General features: G+C 75.5%; 15 protein-coding genes. 1 reads left to right on the top strand and 14 read right to left on the bottom strand.

Annotated features, from left to right (window positions below; genetic code table 11):
- Entirely contained in the window at positions 1-681 is a 681-nt protein-coding gene (gene rpe, locus ACGFZ2_RS22590) for a ribulose-phosphate 3-epimerase (RefSeq protein WP_393456501.1), read from the bottom strand.
- Positions 682-945: 264 nt separating this feature from the next.
- Here rpe and ACGFZ2_RS22585 point away from each other — a divergent pair, with 264 nt between their 5' ends.
- Positions 946-1,836: a septum formation family protein gene (locus ACGFZ2_RS22585; RefSeq protein ID WP_393263759.1), complete on the top strand. Its 891-nt coding sequence runs from the start codon at positions 946-948 to the stop codon at positions 1,834-1,836.
- 75 nt (positions 1,837-1,911) lie between these two features.
- Here the strand turns inward: ACGFZ2_RS22585 and ACGFZ2_RS22580 are convergent, their stop codons facing one another.
- The 13 genes from ACGFZ2_RS22580 to ACGFZ2_RS22520 all read right to left on the bottom strand — a co-directional run bounded on the left by ACGFZ2_RS22580 (position 1,912) and on the right by ACGFZ2_RS22520 (position 15,952).
- Positions 1,912-3,456 carry an RsmB/NOP family class I SAM-dependent RNA methyltransferase gene (locus ACGFZ2_RS22580; protein ID WP_393456499.1) on the bottom strand — a complete coding sequence of 515 codons (1,545 nt, stop codon included), beginning with the start codon at positions 3,454-3,456 and terminating at the stop codon, positions 1,912-1,914.
- On the bottom strand, positions 3,453-4,379 hold the full coding sequence (gene fmt, locus ACGFZ2_RS22575; protein ID WP_393456496.1) for a methionyl-tRNA formyltransferase: 927 nt from the start codon (positions 4,377-4,379) through the stop codon (positions 3,453-3,455). The genes ACGFZ2_RS22580 and fmt overlap by 4 nt, the downstream gene beginning before the upstream one ends.
- Before the next feature lie 7 nt (positions 4,380-4,386).
- Positions 4,387-4,947 carry a peptide deformylase gene (gene def, locus ACGFZ2_RS22570; RefSeq protein ID WP_393263763.1) on the bottom strand — a complete coding sequence of 187 codons (561 nt, stop codon included), beginning with the start codon at positions 4,945-4,947 and terminating at the stop codon, positions 4,387-4,389.
- Between the two features lie 197 nt (positions 4,948-5,144).
- The gene (locus ACGFZ2_RS22565; RefSeq protein WP_393263765.1) at positions 5,145-6,128 is read right to left on the bottom strand and encodes an AAA family ATPase; all 984 of its coding nucleotides are present in this window, start codon (positions 6,126-6,128) and stop codon (positions 5,145-5,147) included.
- 414 nt (positions 6,129-6,542) lie between these two features.
- Positions 6,543-8,663: a primosomal protein N' gene (locus ACGFZ2_RS22560; RefSeq protein WP_393456622.1), complete on the bottom strand. Its 2,121-nt coding sequence runs from the start codon at positions 8,661-8,663 to the stop codon at positions 6,543-6,545.
- Between the two features lie 65 nt (positions 8,664-8,728).
- Positions 8,729-9,922 (bottom strand): methionine adenosyltransferase, encoded by a 1,194-nt coding sequence (metK, locus tag ACGFZ2_RS22555; protein ID WP_393263766.1) that lies wholly within the window; start codon positions 9,920-9,922, stop codon positions 8,729-8,731.
- Positions 9,923-10,012: 90 nt separating this feature from the next.
- Positions 10,013-11,221 (bottom strand): bifunctional phosphopantothenoylcysteine decarboxylase/phosphopantothenate--cysteine ligase CoaBC, encoded by a 1,209-nt coding sequence (gene coaBC / locus ACGFZ2_RS22550; protein ID WP_393263768.1) that lies wholly within the window; start codon positions 11,219-11,221, stop codon positions 10,013-10,015.
- Positions 11,222-11,235: 14 nt separating this feature from the next.
- Positions 11,236-11,499 (bottom strand): DNA-directed RNA polymerase subunit omega, encoded by a 264-nt coding sequence (gene rpoZ, locus ACGFZ2_RS22545; RefSeq protein WP_101366725.1) that lies wholly within the window; start codon positions 11,497-11,499, stop codon positions 11,236-11,238.
- Positions 11,500-11,545: 46 nt separating this feature from the next.
- On the bottom strand, positions 11,546-12,079 hold the full coding sequence (locus ACGFZ2_RS22540) for a guanylate kinase (RefSeq protein WP_393456493.1): 534 nt from the start codon (positions 12,077-12,079) through the stop codon (positions 11,546-11,548).
- A 25-nt stretch (positions 12,080-12,104) separates the two neighbouring features.
- The gene (mihF, locus tag ACGFZ2_RS22535; RefSeq protein WP_007458370.1) at positions 12,105-12,422 is read right to left on the bottom strand and encodes an integration host factor, actinobacterial type; all 318 of its coding nucleotides are present in this window, start codon (positions 12,420-12,422) and stop codon (positions 12,105-12,107) included.
- A gap of 178 nt (positions 12,423-12,600) precedes the next feature.
- Positions 12,601-13,437: an orotidine-5'-phosphate decarboxylase gene (gene pyrF / locus ACGFZ2_RS22530; protein WP_393456490.1), complete on the bottom strand. Its 837-nt coding sequence runs from the start codon at positions 13,435-13,437 to the stop codon at positions 12,601-12,603.
- A gap of 102 nt (positions 13,438-13,539) precedes the next feature.
- Entirely contained in the window at positions 13,540-14,814 is a 1,275-nt protein-coding gene (locus ACGFZ2_RS22525; RefSeq protein WP_393456487.1) for an adenosylmethionine--8-amino-7-oxononanoate transaminase, read from the bottom strand.
- 106 nt (positions 14,815-14,920) lie between these two features.
- Positions 14,921-15,952: a quinone-dependent dihydroorotate dehydrogenase gene (locus ACGFZ2_RS22520; RefSeq protein WP_393456484.1), complete on the bottom strand. Its 1,032-nt coding sequence runs from the start codon at positions 15,950-15,952 to the stop codon at positions 14,921-14,923.
- Positions 15,953-16,016 lie beyond the last annotated feature (64 nt).

Raw genomic sequence — 16,016 nt, 5'->3', positions numbered from 1 at the left:
TCAGGCCCCGGGGGCGGCGCGTTCCGCGAGTGCCCGCAGCTTCCGGACGGCCTCGGCGGGGTCTTCGGCGCCGTAGACGGCGGTGCCGGCGACGAAGGCGTCCGCGCCCGCCTCGGCCGCCTGCGCGATGGTGTCGGCGGCGATCCCCCCGTCGACCTCGATGCGCAGTTCGAGGTGGCCGCTGTCGACGTGCCGGCGGGCGGCGCGCACCTTGTCCAGCAGTTGCGGGATGAAACGCTGCCCGCCGAAGCCCGCCTTGATCGTCATGATCAGCAGCGTGTCGAAGCTCGGCAGCAGCTCCAGGTACGGCTCGATGGGCGTGTCCCGGTCGATCGCCAGCCCGGCCTTCGCGCCGGCCGAGCGGAGGTCCTTGGCCAGCGCCACCGGGTCGTCGCACGCCTCGGCGTGGAACGTGACGTTGTACGCCCCGGCGTCGGCGTAGCCGGGGGCCCACCGGCGCGGGTCCTCGATCATCAGGTGCACGTCGAAGGGCAGCTCGGTGGCGGCCCGCAGGCTCTGCACCACGGGCAGCCCGATGGTCAGGTTGGGCACGAAGTGGTTGTCCATGACGTCCACGTGCAACCAGTCCGCGGCGTTCTCGACGGCACGGACCTCTTCGGCGAGGCGGGCGAAATCGGCGGCGAGGATGCTGGGCGCGACGATCGGCGGCGGTACGGTCACGGGGCCAGTGTACGAACGCGGTGATCGGCCGCCCGCAGCGCGCCACCCACGGGGGCACCCGGTGACCCGGTGGTGACCACTGGTGATGATCGACCGGGGTGCGGTGTTTCCTGTGGAGCGACGACCGGAAGCCGACCCGCTCGATGCGGGGCGCCGGCCCGCAGGGACTCCCCGCGATGTGAGCGCGGTGCCGTATGCTGCCGCACCGTGACGTGTCCGGCCGCCTCGCGCCGCCCGGACCACGATCGGCGGGAGGTCGGGGCGATGCGACGGTGGTGGACGGCGGCCGCGGCCGGCGCGGTGGCGGCCCTGGTGCTCGCCGGCTGCGGCACCCCGGCCGGCACCGACGGGGACCTGACCGACGACTGGCCGGCGCCCGCCGCACCGCAGGCGTTCGTCCCCGCCACCGGCGTCTGCCACCGGGACATCCAGGACGTCGGCTACCTCACCGCCTACAACCCGGTCGACTGCGCCGAGTCGCACCGCGTGGAGACCGTGCACGTCGGCACGCTCACCGGGGCGGCGACCGAGCGCAGCACGCCCCCGCCGGCCGGCTCGGCCGGCATGCGCGCCGCCCGGGCCGAGTGCGACACGAAGGTCAACGAGGTGGTCGGCGGGGACTGGCGCTCCGGCCGGCTCGGGCTGGGCGTCGTGCTGCCGTCGCCGCAGGCGTGGGGCGGCGGCGCCCGCTGGTTCCGCTGCGACCTGAGCGAGCAGACCAGCCTCGACGAGCCGAGCGCGAAGTCCCGGACGGGAAGCCTGAAGGGCGCCCTGGCCGGCGCCGCCCCGCTCGCCCACCGCTGCTTCAACCCCAAGCTGAGCGACGACGAGGTGCGGGAGATGGTGGCGGTGGCCTGCACCAGCAAGCACCACGCCGAGTTCGTCGGCGTCTGGCGGGCCCCGGACACCAGCTACGACGCCTTCACCCGGGACAGCCTCGGGGTGCACCGGGCCTGCCGCGCGTTGATCGCGAAGTACGTCAAGGTGCCGAACAACGGCGACCTGAAGTACCGGGCGGGCTCGATCTTCTACCACCCCCTCGAGCAGGAGTGGCGCAACGGCAACCGGGGCGTGCAGTGCTTCCTCTGGGTCAGCGACCGCAACCTGACCCGCTCCGTGAAGGGCGCCGGCACGAAGGGCCTGCCGGTCACCTGAGCGCCCGGACCGGCACCGGACCGACCCGCGACGGGGCGGCCACCCGAGGGTGACCGCCCCGTCGGGCGTCCGTTGTCAGGTGCGGCGCAGCACCGCGAGGAACATCGCGTCGGTGCCGTGCCGGTGCGGCCACAGCTGCACCGTCGGCCCGTCGCCGAGGCCGGGCATCCCCGCCGGCAGCAGCGGCCGGGCGTCGACGAAGTCGACCGGCACTCCCGAGCGGCGGGCCGCCTCGGTCACCGTCACGTGCGTCTCCACGGTGTGCGGGGAGCACGTCACGTAGGCGACCAGGCCGCCCGGACGGACGGCCCGCAGCGCCGCGGCGAGCAGCTCCCGCTGCAACCGGGTCAGCGGCGGCAGGTCCGACGGCTCGCGCCGCCAGCGGGACTCCGGCCGGCGGCGCAGCGACCCCAGGCCGGTGCAGGGAGCGTCGACCAGCACCCGGTCGAAGTGCGCCTCCGGCAGTTTCGGGTCAGCGCCGACCGTGCGGCCGTCGGTGTGCAGCACGGTCACCGGCAGGCCCCGGGTGGCCTGGGCGACCAGCCGCGCCCGGTGCTCGGAGACCTCGACGGCGGTCAGCCGCGCGTCCCGCTGCGCGGCGAGGGCGCCGAGCAGGCCGGACTTGCCGCCCGGGCCGGCGCACAGGTCGAGCCAGCGCCCGTCCGGGCCGTCCAGCGGGGCCACCGCCAGGGCGTTGGCCACCAGCTGGGAGCCCTCGTCCTGCACGTGGGCCCGCCCCTCGGCCAGCGCCGGCAGGTCGCCGGGCGCCCCGCCCGAGAGATAGACGGCGTACGGGGAGAAGGCCCCCGGGGCCCCGCCGACCTCGTCGGCCAGCGCGACCGGGTCGGCCAGCCCGGGCCGGGCGCACAGGTGCACCGGCGGGCGCTCGTTGTCCTCGATGAGCAGCCGGGCGGTCTCGCCGAGGTCGCCGCCGAGCGCCTCGGCGAAGGCCCGCACGATCCACTGCGGATGGCTGTACGCCAGCGCGAGGTGCCCGATCGGGTCGGTCTCCATCGGCGGGGCGAGCTTGGCCACCCAGGCGTCCGCGTCCCGGCCGGCGACCTCGCGCAGCACCGCGTTGGCGAAGCCCGTCGCGCCGGGGCCGACCGCGCGGACCAGGTCGACGGTCGAGGAGACCGCGGCGTGCGCCGGCACCCGGGTGTGCAGGAGCTGGTACGCCCCGAGCCGCAGCGCGTCGCGTACCGGCGGGTCGATGCGCTGCACGTCCCGCCCGGCCGCGTCGGTGAGGATCGCGTCGAGGGTGCCGAGGTGGCGCAGCGTGCCGTAGGTCAGCTCGGTGGCGAAGGCCGCGTCCCGGCCGGTCAGCCCGGTGTCACGCAGCAGCGACGGGAGCACCAGGTTGGCGTACGCGTCGTCCCGGTGCACCGCCGCGACGGCCTCGTACGCGACCTGCCGCGGCAGGTCCACCGCCGGGCGGGCCGGGCGCCGGCCGCCGTCGCGCCGGTCGCCGCCGGGGCGGGCGCCCCACCGGCCGCCCCCCGCCGGCCGGTCGCCGCGGCGATCGCCCGCCGGGCGATCGGCGCGCCCGGGGCCACCGGGCCGCTCACCGCGTCGCTCCGCCGGGAAACGGTCGCCGGAGGACCGCTCGGGGCCCGTCACGCGAGCTCCTCCCCCGCGGCCACCCGGGCGCCGCGCGCCCAGTCGGTCGCCGCCATCGCCCGCTTGCCCGCGGCCCGCACCTCGCCGAGCCGCACCGGGACGGTGGCCGTGCCGGCCAGCACCCGGGACTTCTCCACCAGCAGCTCACCCGGCTTCAGCTCGGGGCCGTCGGTCACCGGGGCGACCGGGCCGAGCTTGACCCGCTCGCCCCGGAAGGTCGTCCACGGCCCGGGCGCCGGCGTGCAGGCCCGGATCCGCCGGTCCACCGCGAACGCCGGGTCGGCCCAGCGCACCCGGGCGTCCTCCACGGTCAGCTTCGGCGCCAGCGACACCCCGTCGGCGGGCTGCGGCTCGGCCCGGGCGGTGCCGTCGGCGATCGCGTCGAGGACGGCCACCAGCAGGCCCGCGCCGGAGTGGGCGAGCCGTTCCAGCAGGTCGCCGGAGGTGTCGGCCGGGCGGATCTCGTCGGTGAGCGTGCCGTAGACCGGCCCCGTGTCGAGGCCCTCCTCCAGCTGGAAGACGCTGGCCCCGGTCAGCTCGTCGCCGTGCAGCACGGCGTGCTGGACGGGCGCGGCCCCGCGCCACGCGGGCAGCAGGGAGAAGTGCAGGTTGATCCACCCGTGCCGGGGGATCTCCAGGGCGGCCGGCGGCACCAGCGCGCCGTAGGCCACCACGGGGACGCAGTCCGGGGCCAGCTCGCGCAGCCGGTCCAGGAACTCCGGCTCGCGCGGGCGGGCCGGGGTGAGCACCTCGATCCCGTGCTCGTCGGCCCACGCCCCGACGGGGGACCGGGACAGCCCGCGCCCCCGCCCGGCGGGCGCGTCGGGGCGGGTGACCACGGCGAGCAGCTCGTGGCGGGAGGCCGCCACGGCGGCCAGGGCGGGTACGGCGACGGCCGGGGTGCCGGCGAAGATCACGCGCACGGGCGGCTCACCGACCCAGGCCGAAGGGGCTGCTGGCGGTGTGCGGGTTGAGCTTCACCGTCGGCGGGGCGGCCGGGTCGTACCACTCCGCCTGGCGGATCGCCTTCATCGCCTCCTTGCGGCCGGCCGGGTCCAGCCGGTCCACGAAGAGCACCCCGTCGAGGTGGTCCGTCTCGTGCTGCACGCAGCGCGCCATCAGGCCGGTGCCGACGATCTGCAGCGGGTCGCCGTAGCCGTTGAAGCCCTTGGCGATCACGTTCTGCCGGCGCTTGGTGTCGAAGTAGAGGCCCGGAATGGACAGGCAGCCCTCCGGCCCGTCCTGCTCCTCGGCGTCGGGAAACTCCAGCACCGGGTTGACCAGGTGGCCCAGCACGTCGTCGACGTCGAAGGTGAACACCCGCAGGCCCACACCGAGCTGCGGCGCGGCGAGGCCGGCGCCGTTCTGCTCGCGCATCGTGTCGGTCAGGTCCGCGATGAGCTTGCGCAGCTCGACGTCGAAGTCGACCACCGGATCGGCCGGCGTGCGCAGCACCGGATCCCCGAACAGACGGATGGGCTGGACGGTCACTCGGCGTGGCTCCTTCGGCTGGACGACGTGGTGCCGTACCAGTCTACGGAGTGCCGGGAGCCGTCCCGGGCGGCGTACCGCGTTGCGCCGCCGCCGGTTCCGTGTCGATGATCACCACGCAGCCGGTCGTACGTCCGGTCGGCCCGCGGGCGCCCGCGGAACAGCCGCCGGTCCTGAGGTGTGGCCGACCGGGCGGCTCAGGCGCCGGCGCCCGGCTCCCCGGCCAGCACCGTGCCCCCGCCGAGCAGGGCGTGCTCCGGCAGCGGCAGCTCAATCTTGTGGGCGGCCTCCCAGTCGTGGATCAGGGTCGGCCGGGCCTGGGCGGCGAAGTAGTCCACCGCGCTCATCCCGCCGACCACCTGCTCGTCGACCTCGGCGACGAGTTGGGCTGGCACCAGGCGGAAGCCGTTCTGCAGGGCGGCGCTGAGCCGGCGGTGCCCGTCGACGACGAAGAAGTACTCCCCCGTGTAGCCGATCCGCAGCGGCTCCAGCGCCTCGTCGCCGGCCGCGGCGACGTCGCCGACGAACTCCGAGTCCCACAGGTCGCGCAGGGCGGCGATGTCCTCGGTCGGGTAGACCCGGGCGGGGTCGAGCAGCAGCAGCGGCGGGGCGTCGCGCAGCACGTCCGCGCACAGCCGGCCCTCGTACGCGTCGACGATGTGCTCGATGACCTCGTCCGCCGAGGCGCGGGTGGTGTCGCAGATCAGGTCGTAGTTGCGCAGCCGTGCCTTGTCCACCCCGTAGCGGACGATGAACCGGCCCCGCTCGCTCTCGCTGCGCTCCCGCAGCTTGGCCGTGGCTTCCTCCAGCGACGTGTAGCTCTCGGCCGGGCCGGAGGGGCGGGCGAGCACCCGGCGGGCCGCCTCGCCCGGCTCGGTGATCATGTGCACCTTGAGCGCGTCGGTGAAGAAGTGCCAGGCCAGCCGGGAATCCATGACCAGCCGCTCGCCCGAGGCGGCGATGTCCCGCTGGAGCTGGTCGACGTAGCCGTCGACGGCCTGGTCCAGCTCGGCGTGCAGGTTGAGCTGAAGCGCGGTCATCTGCCGCTCCTGCGCCATCTGCCGGTAGAGGTCACCGACGCTGACCCGGCGCAGGCCGAGCCGCTTCGCGATCTCCACCGAGACGGTGCTCTTGCCGCTGCCGAGGTCACCATTGAAGACGATCGACTGACGAACGGTCACGACTGGTCCACCCCTGATCACCGGCTGATTGACATCATCGACATCGCGCCGAACCGACGCGCTCCCGCCATCGTCGCGCGATCCTGCGACAACTCCAGCTCGGCGCGTCTGACGCCGCGCCCCGACCTGGAGCCGTCGTACGCCCCGGCATGACGGGCGATGCTATCACCCGATCGCGGGCCGCCCGCCGTACCCGGCGTGCGACGGCGGGCCGGTCGGGCGCCCGGAACGGCGGGACCGTGCGGCGGATCACGGGCGGCCCATCACGGGCGGCAGGGCCGTGGCGAGGGATCGCGGTCGTGGCGACGGACCGCCGGCGGCCCGGGCAGGGCGGCGGATCACCGGCGGACCGGCCGTGGCGACGGACCGCCGGCGGCCCGGCCGTGGTCGCGGGCGGCGCGGGTGTCGTCCCGGTCAGAAGAGGCTGAGTGGGTCCACCTGGAGACGGACCGGGTCGACGGCCTTGCGCGCCGTGCGCACCCCGGCCGCCGAGTGCAGCGCACCGGCCAGCGCGACCGCCCGGGCCCGGGGCACCCGGACCAACATCCGCTCCCGCTCCCCGTCGGCCGGCACCGGCCCGAGCAGCTCGGCCTCGGCCGGGAGCCGGGCCTCGGCCAGCAGGTCGGCCACCGCCGCCGGCGGGCCGGTCACGCTGGCCATCCGCACCGCCGGCGGGAAGCCCAGCTCCCGCCGCTCGGCCAGCTCCCGGGCGGCGAACCAGGCGGCGTCCCAGCGCAGCAGCGCCTGCACCGGGGCGAGGGCGCCGTCGGCGACCACCACCACCCGGCCGCCGCCGGCCGCGGGGCGGGCCAGCGCGGCGGCGGCCAGCCAGCGGCGCAGCGCCTCCTCCCCCGCCCGCAGGTCGGCCCGGGTGAGCAGGGCCCAGGAGTCCAGCAGCAGCACCGCGCCGAAGCCGCCCTCGGCGACCGGCTCGGCGCCGGGGGTGGCGATGACCAGGCCGGCGCCGCCCGGCACGGTGGCGAGCACCTCCTCACGGCCGGAGGTGCGCACCGGCACGCCGGGGAAGGCCCGCCCCAGCTCCTCGGCCGTGCGCCGGGCGCCGGTGACGGAGGCGCGCAGCCGCCGCCCGCCGCACTCCGGGCAGGCGTACGCGGCGGCGACCCGCCCGCACCACCGGCAGGCCGGGGTGCCATCGGCCGAGGGCAGCGCGAGCGGCCCGGCGCAGTGCGGGCACCGGGCCGGGGTCCGGCACTCGGCGCAGGCCACCGAGGGCAGGTAGCCGCGGCGGGGCACCTGGACCAGCACCGGCAGGTCGGCCCGGATCGCCTCGCGGGCGGTGGTCCAGGCCAGGCTGGGCAGCCGGGCGGTGGCCGCCCCGGGGTCCCGGGCCAGCTGCGGGTCGTCGCCAGTGGGCGCGATCGCCGGCATCCGGGCCCGCAGGGTGGCCCGGTCGGCCACCACCTCGCGGGCCCACCCCGTCTCCACCAGCAGCTGCGCCTCGGCCGTGCGGGCGAACCCGCCGACCAGGGCGGCGGCGTCGCCGAGCTGGGCGCGGGTGAGCAGCACCTCCCGGGCGTGCGGGTAGGGGGCCCGGGGCTCGGCGTGCAGGTCGTCGCCGTCGTCCCAGATCGCCACCAGGCCGAGGCGGGCGACCGGGGCGAACATCGCGGCGCGGGTGCCGACCACCACGGGCACGTCGCCGCGCCGGGCGGCGAGGAACGCCCGGTAGCGCCGGGCGGGGCCGAGGGCGGCGGAGAGGCAGACGTGCCGCCCCGGGCCCAGGGCGGCGTGCAGGGCGACGTCGAGGCGATCCAGGTCGCGGTTGTCGGCGACCACCACCACCGCGCCCCGGCCGCCGGCGACGGTCGCGGCGACGGCCTCGGCGTACCGGGCGGGCCAGTCCTCCCCGGGCAGCGCCGACCAGACCGCGCGGGGTGCCCGCCCGTCGGCCAGCGCCCGGAGCAGGGCCGGCCCGGCCGGGTAGTCCCGCCAGGCGTCCGGACCGGGCCCGACCACCGGCCCGGCGCCCGCCGGGGCGTCCACCGGCACCGCGACCTCGGGCACGGCGACCTCGGCGGGACCGTCGTCCGGCACGCCGGAGCCTCCGCCGGACGCCGTGCGGCCGCCCTCCGGCGCCGCGGCGTCTCCGCCGGACACGTCGGCGCCTCTGGCGGACACCGCCGCGTCCCCGGCCGGCGCGGGCGCGTCCCCGGCCGGCGCGGGCGCGTCCCCGGCCGGCGCGGGCGCGTCGCGGGCGCGGACGTCCTTTTCCACCCGGGCGTGCCGGGGCGGTACGGCGAGGCGGAGCACGTCGGCGAGGCTGCCGGCGTAGCGGTCGGCGACCGCCCGGGCCAGCCGGGCGACCTCCGGGGCGAGCACCGGCTCCGGCGACACGACCTTCTCCAGGTACGCCAGTCGGCCGGTGTGCCCCGAGTCGTCAGCCCGCTCCAGCAGCCAGCCGTCGACGAGCTGCCCCGCGAAGCGGACCTTCACCCGCGTGCCGGGAACGGCGTCGGCGTCCAGCTCGGCGGGGACGAGGTAGTCGAACGGGCGGTCCAGGTGGGCCAGGGGCAGGTCGACGCAGACGCGAGCGACCGGCGACCCCGCAGCGGGTCGCCGGTCGCTGCGCCTGGTGCCGGTCAGGCTCCCGCGGCCGACTTGAGGTCGGCGGCCCGGTCGGTGCTCTCCCAGGTCAGGTCCGGCAGCTCACGGCCGAAGTGGCCGTACGCGGCGGTCTGCTGGTAGATCGGGCGGAGCAGGTTGAGGTCGCGGATGATGGCGGCCGGCCGCAGGTCGAAGACCTCGGTGACGGCCTGCTCGATCGAGGCGACCGGCACGGTCTCGGTGCCGAACGTCTCGACGAAGAGGCTGACCGGGTGGGCCTTGCCGATCGCGTAGGCGACCTGCACCTCGCACCGCTCGGCCAGGCCGGCGGCGACCACGTTCTTGGCCACCCAGCGGGTCGCGTACGCCGCCGAGCGGTCGACCTTCGACGGGTCCTTGCCGGAGAACGCGCCACCGCCGTGCCGGGCGTACCCGCCGTAGGTGTCGACGATGATCTTGCGTCCGGTCAGGCCGGCGTCGCCCATCGGCCCGCCGATCTCGAACCGGCCGGTCGGGTTGACCAGCAGCCGGTAGCCCTCGGTGTCCAGGCCGAGGCTCTCCAGCTCCGGGGCGATGACGTGCTCGCGCACGTCGGGGGTGAGCAGCGATTCCAGCGAGATGTCCGCGGCGTGTTGGCTGGAGACGACCACCGTGTTGAGCCGGACCGGGCGCAGCCCCTCGTACTCGATGGTGACCTGGGTCTTGCCGTCCGGGCGCAGGTAGGGGATGGTGCCGTCCTTGCGCACCTGCGACAGCCGGCGGGCCAGCCGGTGCGCCAGCGCGATCGGCAGCGGCATCAGCTCGGGCGTCTCCGAGCAGGCGAACCCGAACATCATGCCCTGGTCGCCGGCGCCCTGGGCGTCCAGCGCGCTCTCCGAGGCCCCGGTACGCAGCTCGAAGGCGTTGTCGACGCCCTGGGCGATGTCCGCCGACTGGGCGCCGATGGAGACGTTGACGCCGCAGGAAGCGCCGTCGAAGCCCTTCTTCGACGAGTCGTAGCCGATGTCGAGGATGGTCCGACGGACAATGGTCGGGATGTCGGCGTACGCCTTGGTGGTCACCTCGCCGGCGATGTGCACCTGGCCGGTGGTGATCAAGGTCTCGACCGCGACCCGGCTGCGCGGGTCCTCGGCGAGCAGGGCATCGAGAATGCCGTCGCTGATCTGGTCGGCGATCTTGTCCGGGTGGCCTTCCGTGACCGATTCGGAAGTGAAGAGGCGGCGTGTCACGGCACTCCTAGCTTGTGGATAAGTCGTTCCGCGGAAGTCTAGTCATCCGCGCGCGCGCCGGGGGCCTTCGGTCATGCTCGGTTCCAGCCGTCAGGAACGGTCGGGCAACCGGGCCGCCGCGAGATCCCAGACGGCGTCGGCGAGGTCCTCCTTGGACTGTTCGGGCAGCCGGCTGACCGACCCGTCCGCGCCGATGACGGTCGCCGCGTTGGTGTCGGCGCCGAAGACCTTGTCGGTGCCGACCTCGTTGATGACGATGAGGTCCGCCCGCTTGCGGGCGAGCTTGGCCCGGCCGTTGGCCTCGGCGTCGCCGGTCTCCGCGGCGAACACCACCAGCACCTGCTCCGGGCGACGGCGCTGGCCCAGCTCGGCGGCGATGTCCGGGTTGGTGACGAGCGCGATGGTGGGTGCGTCGCCGTCGTCCGACTTCTTGATTTTGCCAGGCGCGTAGGTCGCCGGGCGGAAATCGGCCGGAGCCGCCGCCATCACCACCACGTCGGCCCCGGCGGCCGCCGCGAGCGTGGCCTCGCGCAGCTCGGCGGTGGTGCCGACCCGGACCAGGTCGACGCCCGCCGGGTCGGGCAGCGAGACGTTGGCCGAGATCAGGGTGACCCGGGCCCCGCGGGCGACGGCGCAGCGGGCAAAGGCGTAGCCCTGCTTGCCGGAGGAGCGGTTGCCCAGGAAACGGACCGGGTCGAGGGGCTCGCGGGTGCCGCCGGCGGTCACCACCACGTGCCGCCCGGCCAGGTCGGCGGGGGCGGCGAGGCCTCGGGCCAGGGCCCGGCGGGCGACCGCGAAGATCTCCGCCGGGTCGGGCAGCCGACCCTTGCCGGTGTCGGCCCCGGTGAGCCGGCCGACGGCGGGCTCGACCACCCGGACGCCGCGGGAGCGCAGCGTCGCGACGTTGGCGACGGTGGCGGGGTGCTCCCACATCTCGGTGTGCATGGCCGGGGCCAGCACGACCGGGCAGCGGGCGGTGAGCAACGTGTTGGTCAGCAGGTCGTCGGCGAGGCCGTGGGCGGCCTTCGCGAGCAGGTCGGCGGTGGCCGGCGCGACCACGACGAGGTCGGCCTGCTGGCCGAGCCGGACGTGCGGCACCTCGTGCACGTCGGACCAGACGTCGTCGGCGACCGGCTGGCCGGAGAGCGCCGCCCAGGTCGGCGCCCCGACGAAGCGGAGCGCCGACGCGGTCGGCACGACCCGGACCCGGTGACCCGACTCGGTGAAGAGCCGCAGCAGCTCGCACGCCTTGTAGGCGGCGATGCCGCCGCCGACCCCGAGGACGATCCGGGGGGACATCGGCGCGGGGCGGGTTACGGCTGGTCGGTCGGCTCGGCGGTGAGCAGGCCCGCGTTGATCTCGCGCATGGCGATGGAGAGCGGCTTCTCCTGCGGGGTGGTCTCGACCAGCGGGCCGACGTACTCCAGCAGGCCCTCACCGAGCTGGCTGTAGTAGGCGTTGACCTGGCGCGCGCGCTTGGCGGCGAAGATGACCAGCGCGTACTTCGACGTCGTCTTCTCGAGGAGCTCGTCGATCGGCGGGTTGGTGATGCCTTCGGGGCTTGCGATGGATCCCACGAATTAACCTCTGCGTCTATCGCACCGCGGACAGCGGTGCTGGCGCTCAACCGCGCAGATGCGGTCGCGCCGGAGCCAGGAAAGAAGAACCGGACAAGCCTACCAGCTCCTCGACGACCCGATCGGTGAGGTCGTGCGGGACGGTGTGGTCGAACGCGGCGAGGGTGCCCGCCGGGGGGACGATGCCGGGCGGGTGCAGCAGCACCAGCCGGGCGTCGGGCAGCGCCGCCCGGACCAGCAGCGCGCCGGCGAGGTCGAGGCCGAGCAACACCGGCTGCCCGACGGCCAGCCGGGCCCGCACCGGCCCGCCCGGCGTGCCGCGCCGGTGGGGCCCGGCCCGGCTCCACTCCAGCAGCTCCCCCGCCGCGACCATGCGGTCGAACTCCGGCGGGGTCAGGAAGAGGCGGTCCACCCCGTCCAGCTCGCCCTCCCGACGGGGGCGCGTGGTGGCTGGCACCGGGACCCACACGGACGGAGAACGCGCCCGGACGCACTCGACGACACTCTCCGTGCCCGAACCCTCAGGTCCGGCCAGGACAGTGAGCCGAGCCGCCGGGCGCGCCTCGTCATCCGTGCTCACTGCTTGTTTCTACACGCTGCCAGCCTCAGTTGGCGGCGAACTCCCCAAGCAGTGCCTTGCGCTGCTGCTCGCCGAGGCCACGCAGGCGACGGCTGTCGGCGATCTTGAGCTTCTCCATGATCTGGGTGGCCCGGATCTTGCCGATACCCGGCATCGCCTGCAGCACGGCGGAGACCTTGAGCTTGCCGACGACGTCGTCGGACTCGGCGCGCTCGAGGACGGCTCCGAGGGTGGTCTTGCCCTGCTTGAGCTGCTCCTTCAGCTCAGCACGGGCCTTGCGGATCTCCGCGGCCTTCTCCAGCGCGGCAGCGCGCTGTTCCGGGGTCAGTGACGGGAGCGGCACCAGTTCTCCTCAGGTCCCTATCGCGACGGGCGGGACGCCACGCCGCATCTGTGAAACGTGGTGTCGCTGTGAACCAAGGGGTCCATGGTTCCCAGCGCCGGGAAAACTAGCGGCCAACGACGGTTTCGGCAACGTGGACGCGCGATGATCATCGCAAAGTGACCGAGCCGTCAGTCAGTCAGCCGGCGGTCAGGGCAGCCCGGCAGTCGGTCAGGGCCCGGTCGGCGGCGGCCCGCAGCGCGGCCGGGTCCGGGCCCGCGTTCAGCACCTCGCGGGAGTACGAGGGCAGCACGGCGGGCAGGCTGGAGCCGAAGACGACGCGCAGATCCGCCGCGGTGGCGCCCTGCGCCCCGAGGCCCGGGGCGAGCAGCGGGCCGTTGACCCGGGACAGGTCGTGGCCGGTGTCGCCGATGGTCGCGCCGACCACCAGGCCGAAGCTGCCGAGCGGCTCCGCACCCGCGTTGAGCTGGGAGATCTCGTCGATGACGGTCTGCGCCACGGTCCGCCCGTCGGCGGCGCGGGCGCGCTGCACGGCGGCGCCCTCGGGGTTGCTGGTGAGCGCCAGCACGAAGACCCCGCCGCCGTGCTCGGCGGCCAGCTCGAACATCGGGGCGAGCGAGCCGACGCCGAGGTACGGGCTGGCCGTCACCGCGTCGACATGGACCGGACTGGATGGGTCAAGGTACGCCGAGGCGTACGCGGCGACGGTCGAGCCGATGTCGCCGCGCTTGACGTCGAGGAGAACGAGCGAGCCGGCCTCGCGTAACTGTCGGATAGTTGACTCTAGAATCGCCACTCCGCGCGAGCCGAACCGTTCGAAAAAGGCCGACTGGGGCTTGACCACCGCGACCCGGTCACCGAGGGCTTCCGCGACCGTCCGGGCGAACCGGTCAAGCCCCCGGACGTCGTCGTCGAGCCCCCAGCGGGCCAGCAGCCCCGGGTGCGGGTCGATGCCGACGCAGAGCGGACCACGCTCGTTGACGGCCCGGTGCAGGCGGGCGCCGAAGCTCTCCATCCGGTTCTCTCCCTCTCCTCGCCCGGGCGTCCGCCGCCCGGGGCACGCTCGTCTGCGGGCGGCGCGCCGCCCGCGTACTCCCGCCGGACCGTGACCGGCGGCTCAGCCGGCCCGCACGGCGGCGGCCACCCCGGCGGCGATCCGGGCCAGGTCGGCGTCGTCGGTGACGTACGGCGGCATGGTGTAGACCAGGTCGCGGAACGGCCGCAGCCAGACACCCTCGGCGACTGCGGCGGCGGTGGCGGCGGCGAGGTCCACCTCGTGGTCGAGCTGCACCACGCCGATCGCGCCGAGCACCCGCACGTCGCGCACCCCCGGCGCGCCCCGCAACGGCTCCAGGCCGGCCCGCAGGCCCGCCCGCACCCTCGACACCTGCCCCGCCCAGTCCCCGGCCCGCAGCAGGCCCAGGGACGCGTTGGCGACCGCGCAGGCCAGCGGGTTGCCCATGAACGTCGGGCCGTGCGCCAGCACCCCGCCGGCGGAGATGCCCCGGGCGACCTCCGCCGTGCAGAGCGCGGCGGCCAGCGTCAGGTAGCCGCCGGTGAGCGCCTTGCCCACGCACATCACGTCGGGCACCACCCCGGCGTGCTCGGCGGCGAACATGGCGCCCGTCCGGCCGAAGCCGGTGGCGATCTCGTCGAAGACCAGCAGCACCCCGTGCGCCCGGGTGACCTCGCGCAGCACCCGCAGGTAGTGCGGGTGGTGGAAGCGCATGCCCCCGGCGCCCTGGACGACCGGCTCCACGATGACCGCCGCCAGCTCGTGGGCGTGCCGCTCGACCGCCTCGACCAGGGCCGCCTCGTAGGCGGCGTCGGGCGGGGTGTCGAAGCCGCCGGGCGGGACGGGGGCGAAGACCTGCCGAGGCAGCACGTCGCCCCAGAGGTGGTGCATCCCGCCCTCGGGGTCGCAGACGCTCATCGGGTGGAACGTGTCGCCGTGGTAGCCGCCCCGCCAGGTGCCCAGCCGGCGGCGTTCCGGCCGGCCGGTGGCGCGTTGGTACTGCAGGCACATCTTGACGGCGACCTCGACGGCGACCGAGCCGGAGTCGGCCAGGAAGACGTGCTCCAGCCCGTCCGGGGCCAGCTCGACGAGGGTGGCCGCCAGGCGGACCGCGGGCTCGTGGGTGAGCCCCCCGAACATCACGTGGCTCATCCGGCCGAGCTGGTCGGTGACCGCCGCGTCGAGCACGGGGTGCCGGTAGCCGTGGATCGCCGCCCACCACGACGACATCCCGTCGACCAGCTCCCGGCCGTCGGCCAGCCGCAGTCGTACGCCCTGTGCGCCCTCCACCACGTAGGGCGGGCCGGCCGGCGGCAGGGCCGCGTACGGGTGCCAGACGTGCCGGCGGTCGGCCGCCAGGATCTCCTCGGGTGTCACGCGCGCTCCTTCGTCGTCGCCCCCGCGATCTTGCACTTGTGGCCCCCTTCTCGTCCGGTGCGAGGCATCGGTTGGGGCGGAAAGTGCAAGATCACGGGTACTGCGGTCACCGGGCCGGTGCCGGGGCGGCGGCCGTGGCGCGGGCGACGGCCCGGGGCAGGGCCGGGCCGCGGTAGATGAATCCCGTGTAGAGCTGGACCAGGGCGGCGCCCGCGTCGAACATCCGGGCGGCGTCGTCGGGGTCGAGGATGCCGCCGACGCCGACCACCGGCAGCCGCCCGCCGGTCTCCCGGTGCACGAACGACACCACCTCGCGGGCCCGGTCGGCCAGCGGCCGGCCGGACAGGCCGCCCGCCTGCGCGCCGCGCTCCCGGTCGACCGGGGCGAGGCCGTCGCGCGCCAGGGTCGTGTTGGTGGCGATCACCCCCGCCGCGCCCCGCGCCAGGCAGACCTCCAACAGCTCGGCGATCGCCGGCTCGGTGAGGTCGGGGGCGATCTTCACCAGCACCGGCTTCTCCCCCACCAGCGCCGCGAGCAGGGCGTCCAGGTGCGACCGGTCCTGCAACGCGCGCAGGCCCGGGGTGTTCGGCGAGGAGACGTTGACCGCGAAGTAGTCGCCGTGCCCGCGCAGCGCCCGGTAGGAGGCGAGGTAGTCCTCCACGGCCCCGTCCAGCGGGGTCACCTTGGACTTGCCGAGCGAGATGCCCAGCGGCACCCCGAGCGGGCGGGGCAGCGCCGCCAGCCGGGCCGCGAGGGCCTCGGCGCCGGCGTTGTTGAAGCCCATCCGGTTGACCACGGCCTCGCTGTCGGGCAGCCGGAACAGCCGGGGCCGCGGATTGCCCGGCTGCGGGTGCGCGGTGACCGTGCCGACCTCGACGAAGCCGAAGCCCAGCGCCGGCCACGCCGGCAGCGCCGCGCCGTCCTTGTCCATCCCGGCGGCGAGCCCCACCGGATTGGGGAACTCGACGCCGAACACCGTGCGCGGCGCCCGGACGGCGTACCGGGCGCGCAGGGCGGCCAGCGCCGCCGGCCGGCGGGACAGTCCCGCCAGCCGACGCAGCGTCCACTCGTGCGCCACCTCGGCGTCCCCCGCCCCGATCCGGAACAACCCCGGCCGCACCACCCGCTCAAAGATCACCGCGCCCACCCTCCTGGCCCCCGTTGATCATGAGGTTGTTGCCCGTCGCACCGGCGTGTCACGA

The organism is Micromonospora sp. NPDC048063 (assembly GCF_043202855.1).
In the GTDB taxonomy this organism is placed as follows: Bacteria; Actinomycetota; Actinomycetes; order Mycobacteriales; family Micromonosporaceae; genus Micromonospora.
The sequence above is the reverse complement of the archived record's forward strand: the minus strand, read 5'-3'. Positions and strand labels throughout refer to the sequence as shown.

Coding starts and splice junctions, on each gene's coding strand:
- ACGFZ2_RS22585 (WP_393263759.1), top strand. CDS start 946: ATGCGACGGTGGTGGACGGCGGCCGCGGCCGGCGCGGTGGCGGCCCTG.
- coaBC (WP_393263768.1), bottom strand. CDS start 11,221: ATGTCCCCCCGGATCGTCCTCGGGGTCGGCGGCGGCATCGCCGCCTAC.
- pyrF (WP_393456490.1), bottom strand. CDS start 13,437: ATGGAGAGCTTCGGCGCCCGCCTGCACCGGGCCGTCAACGAGCGTGGT.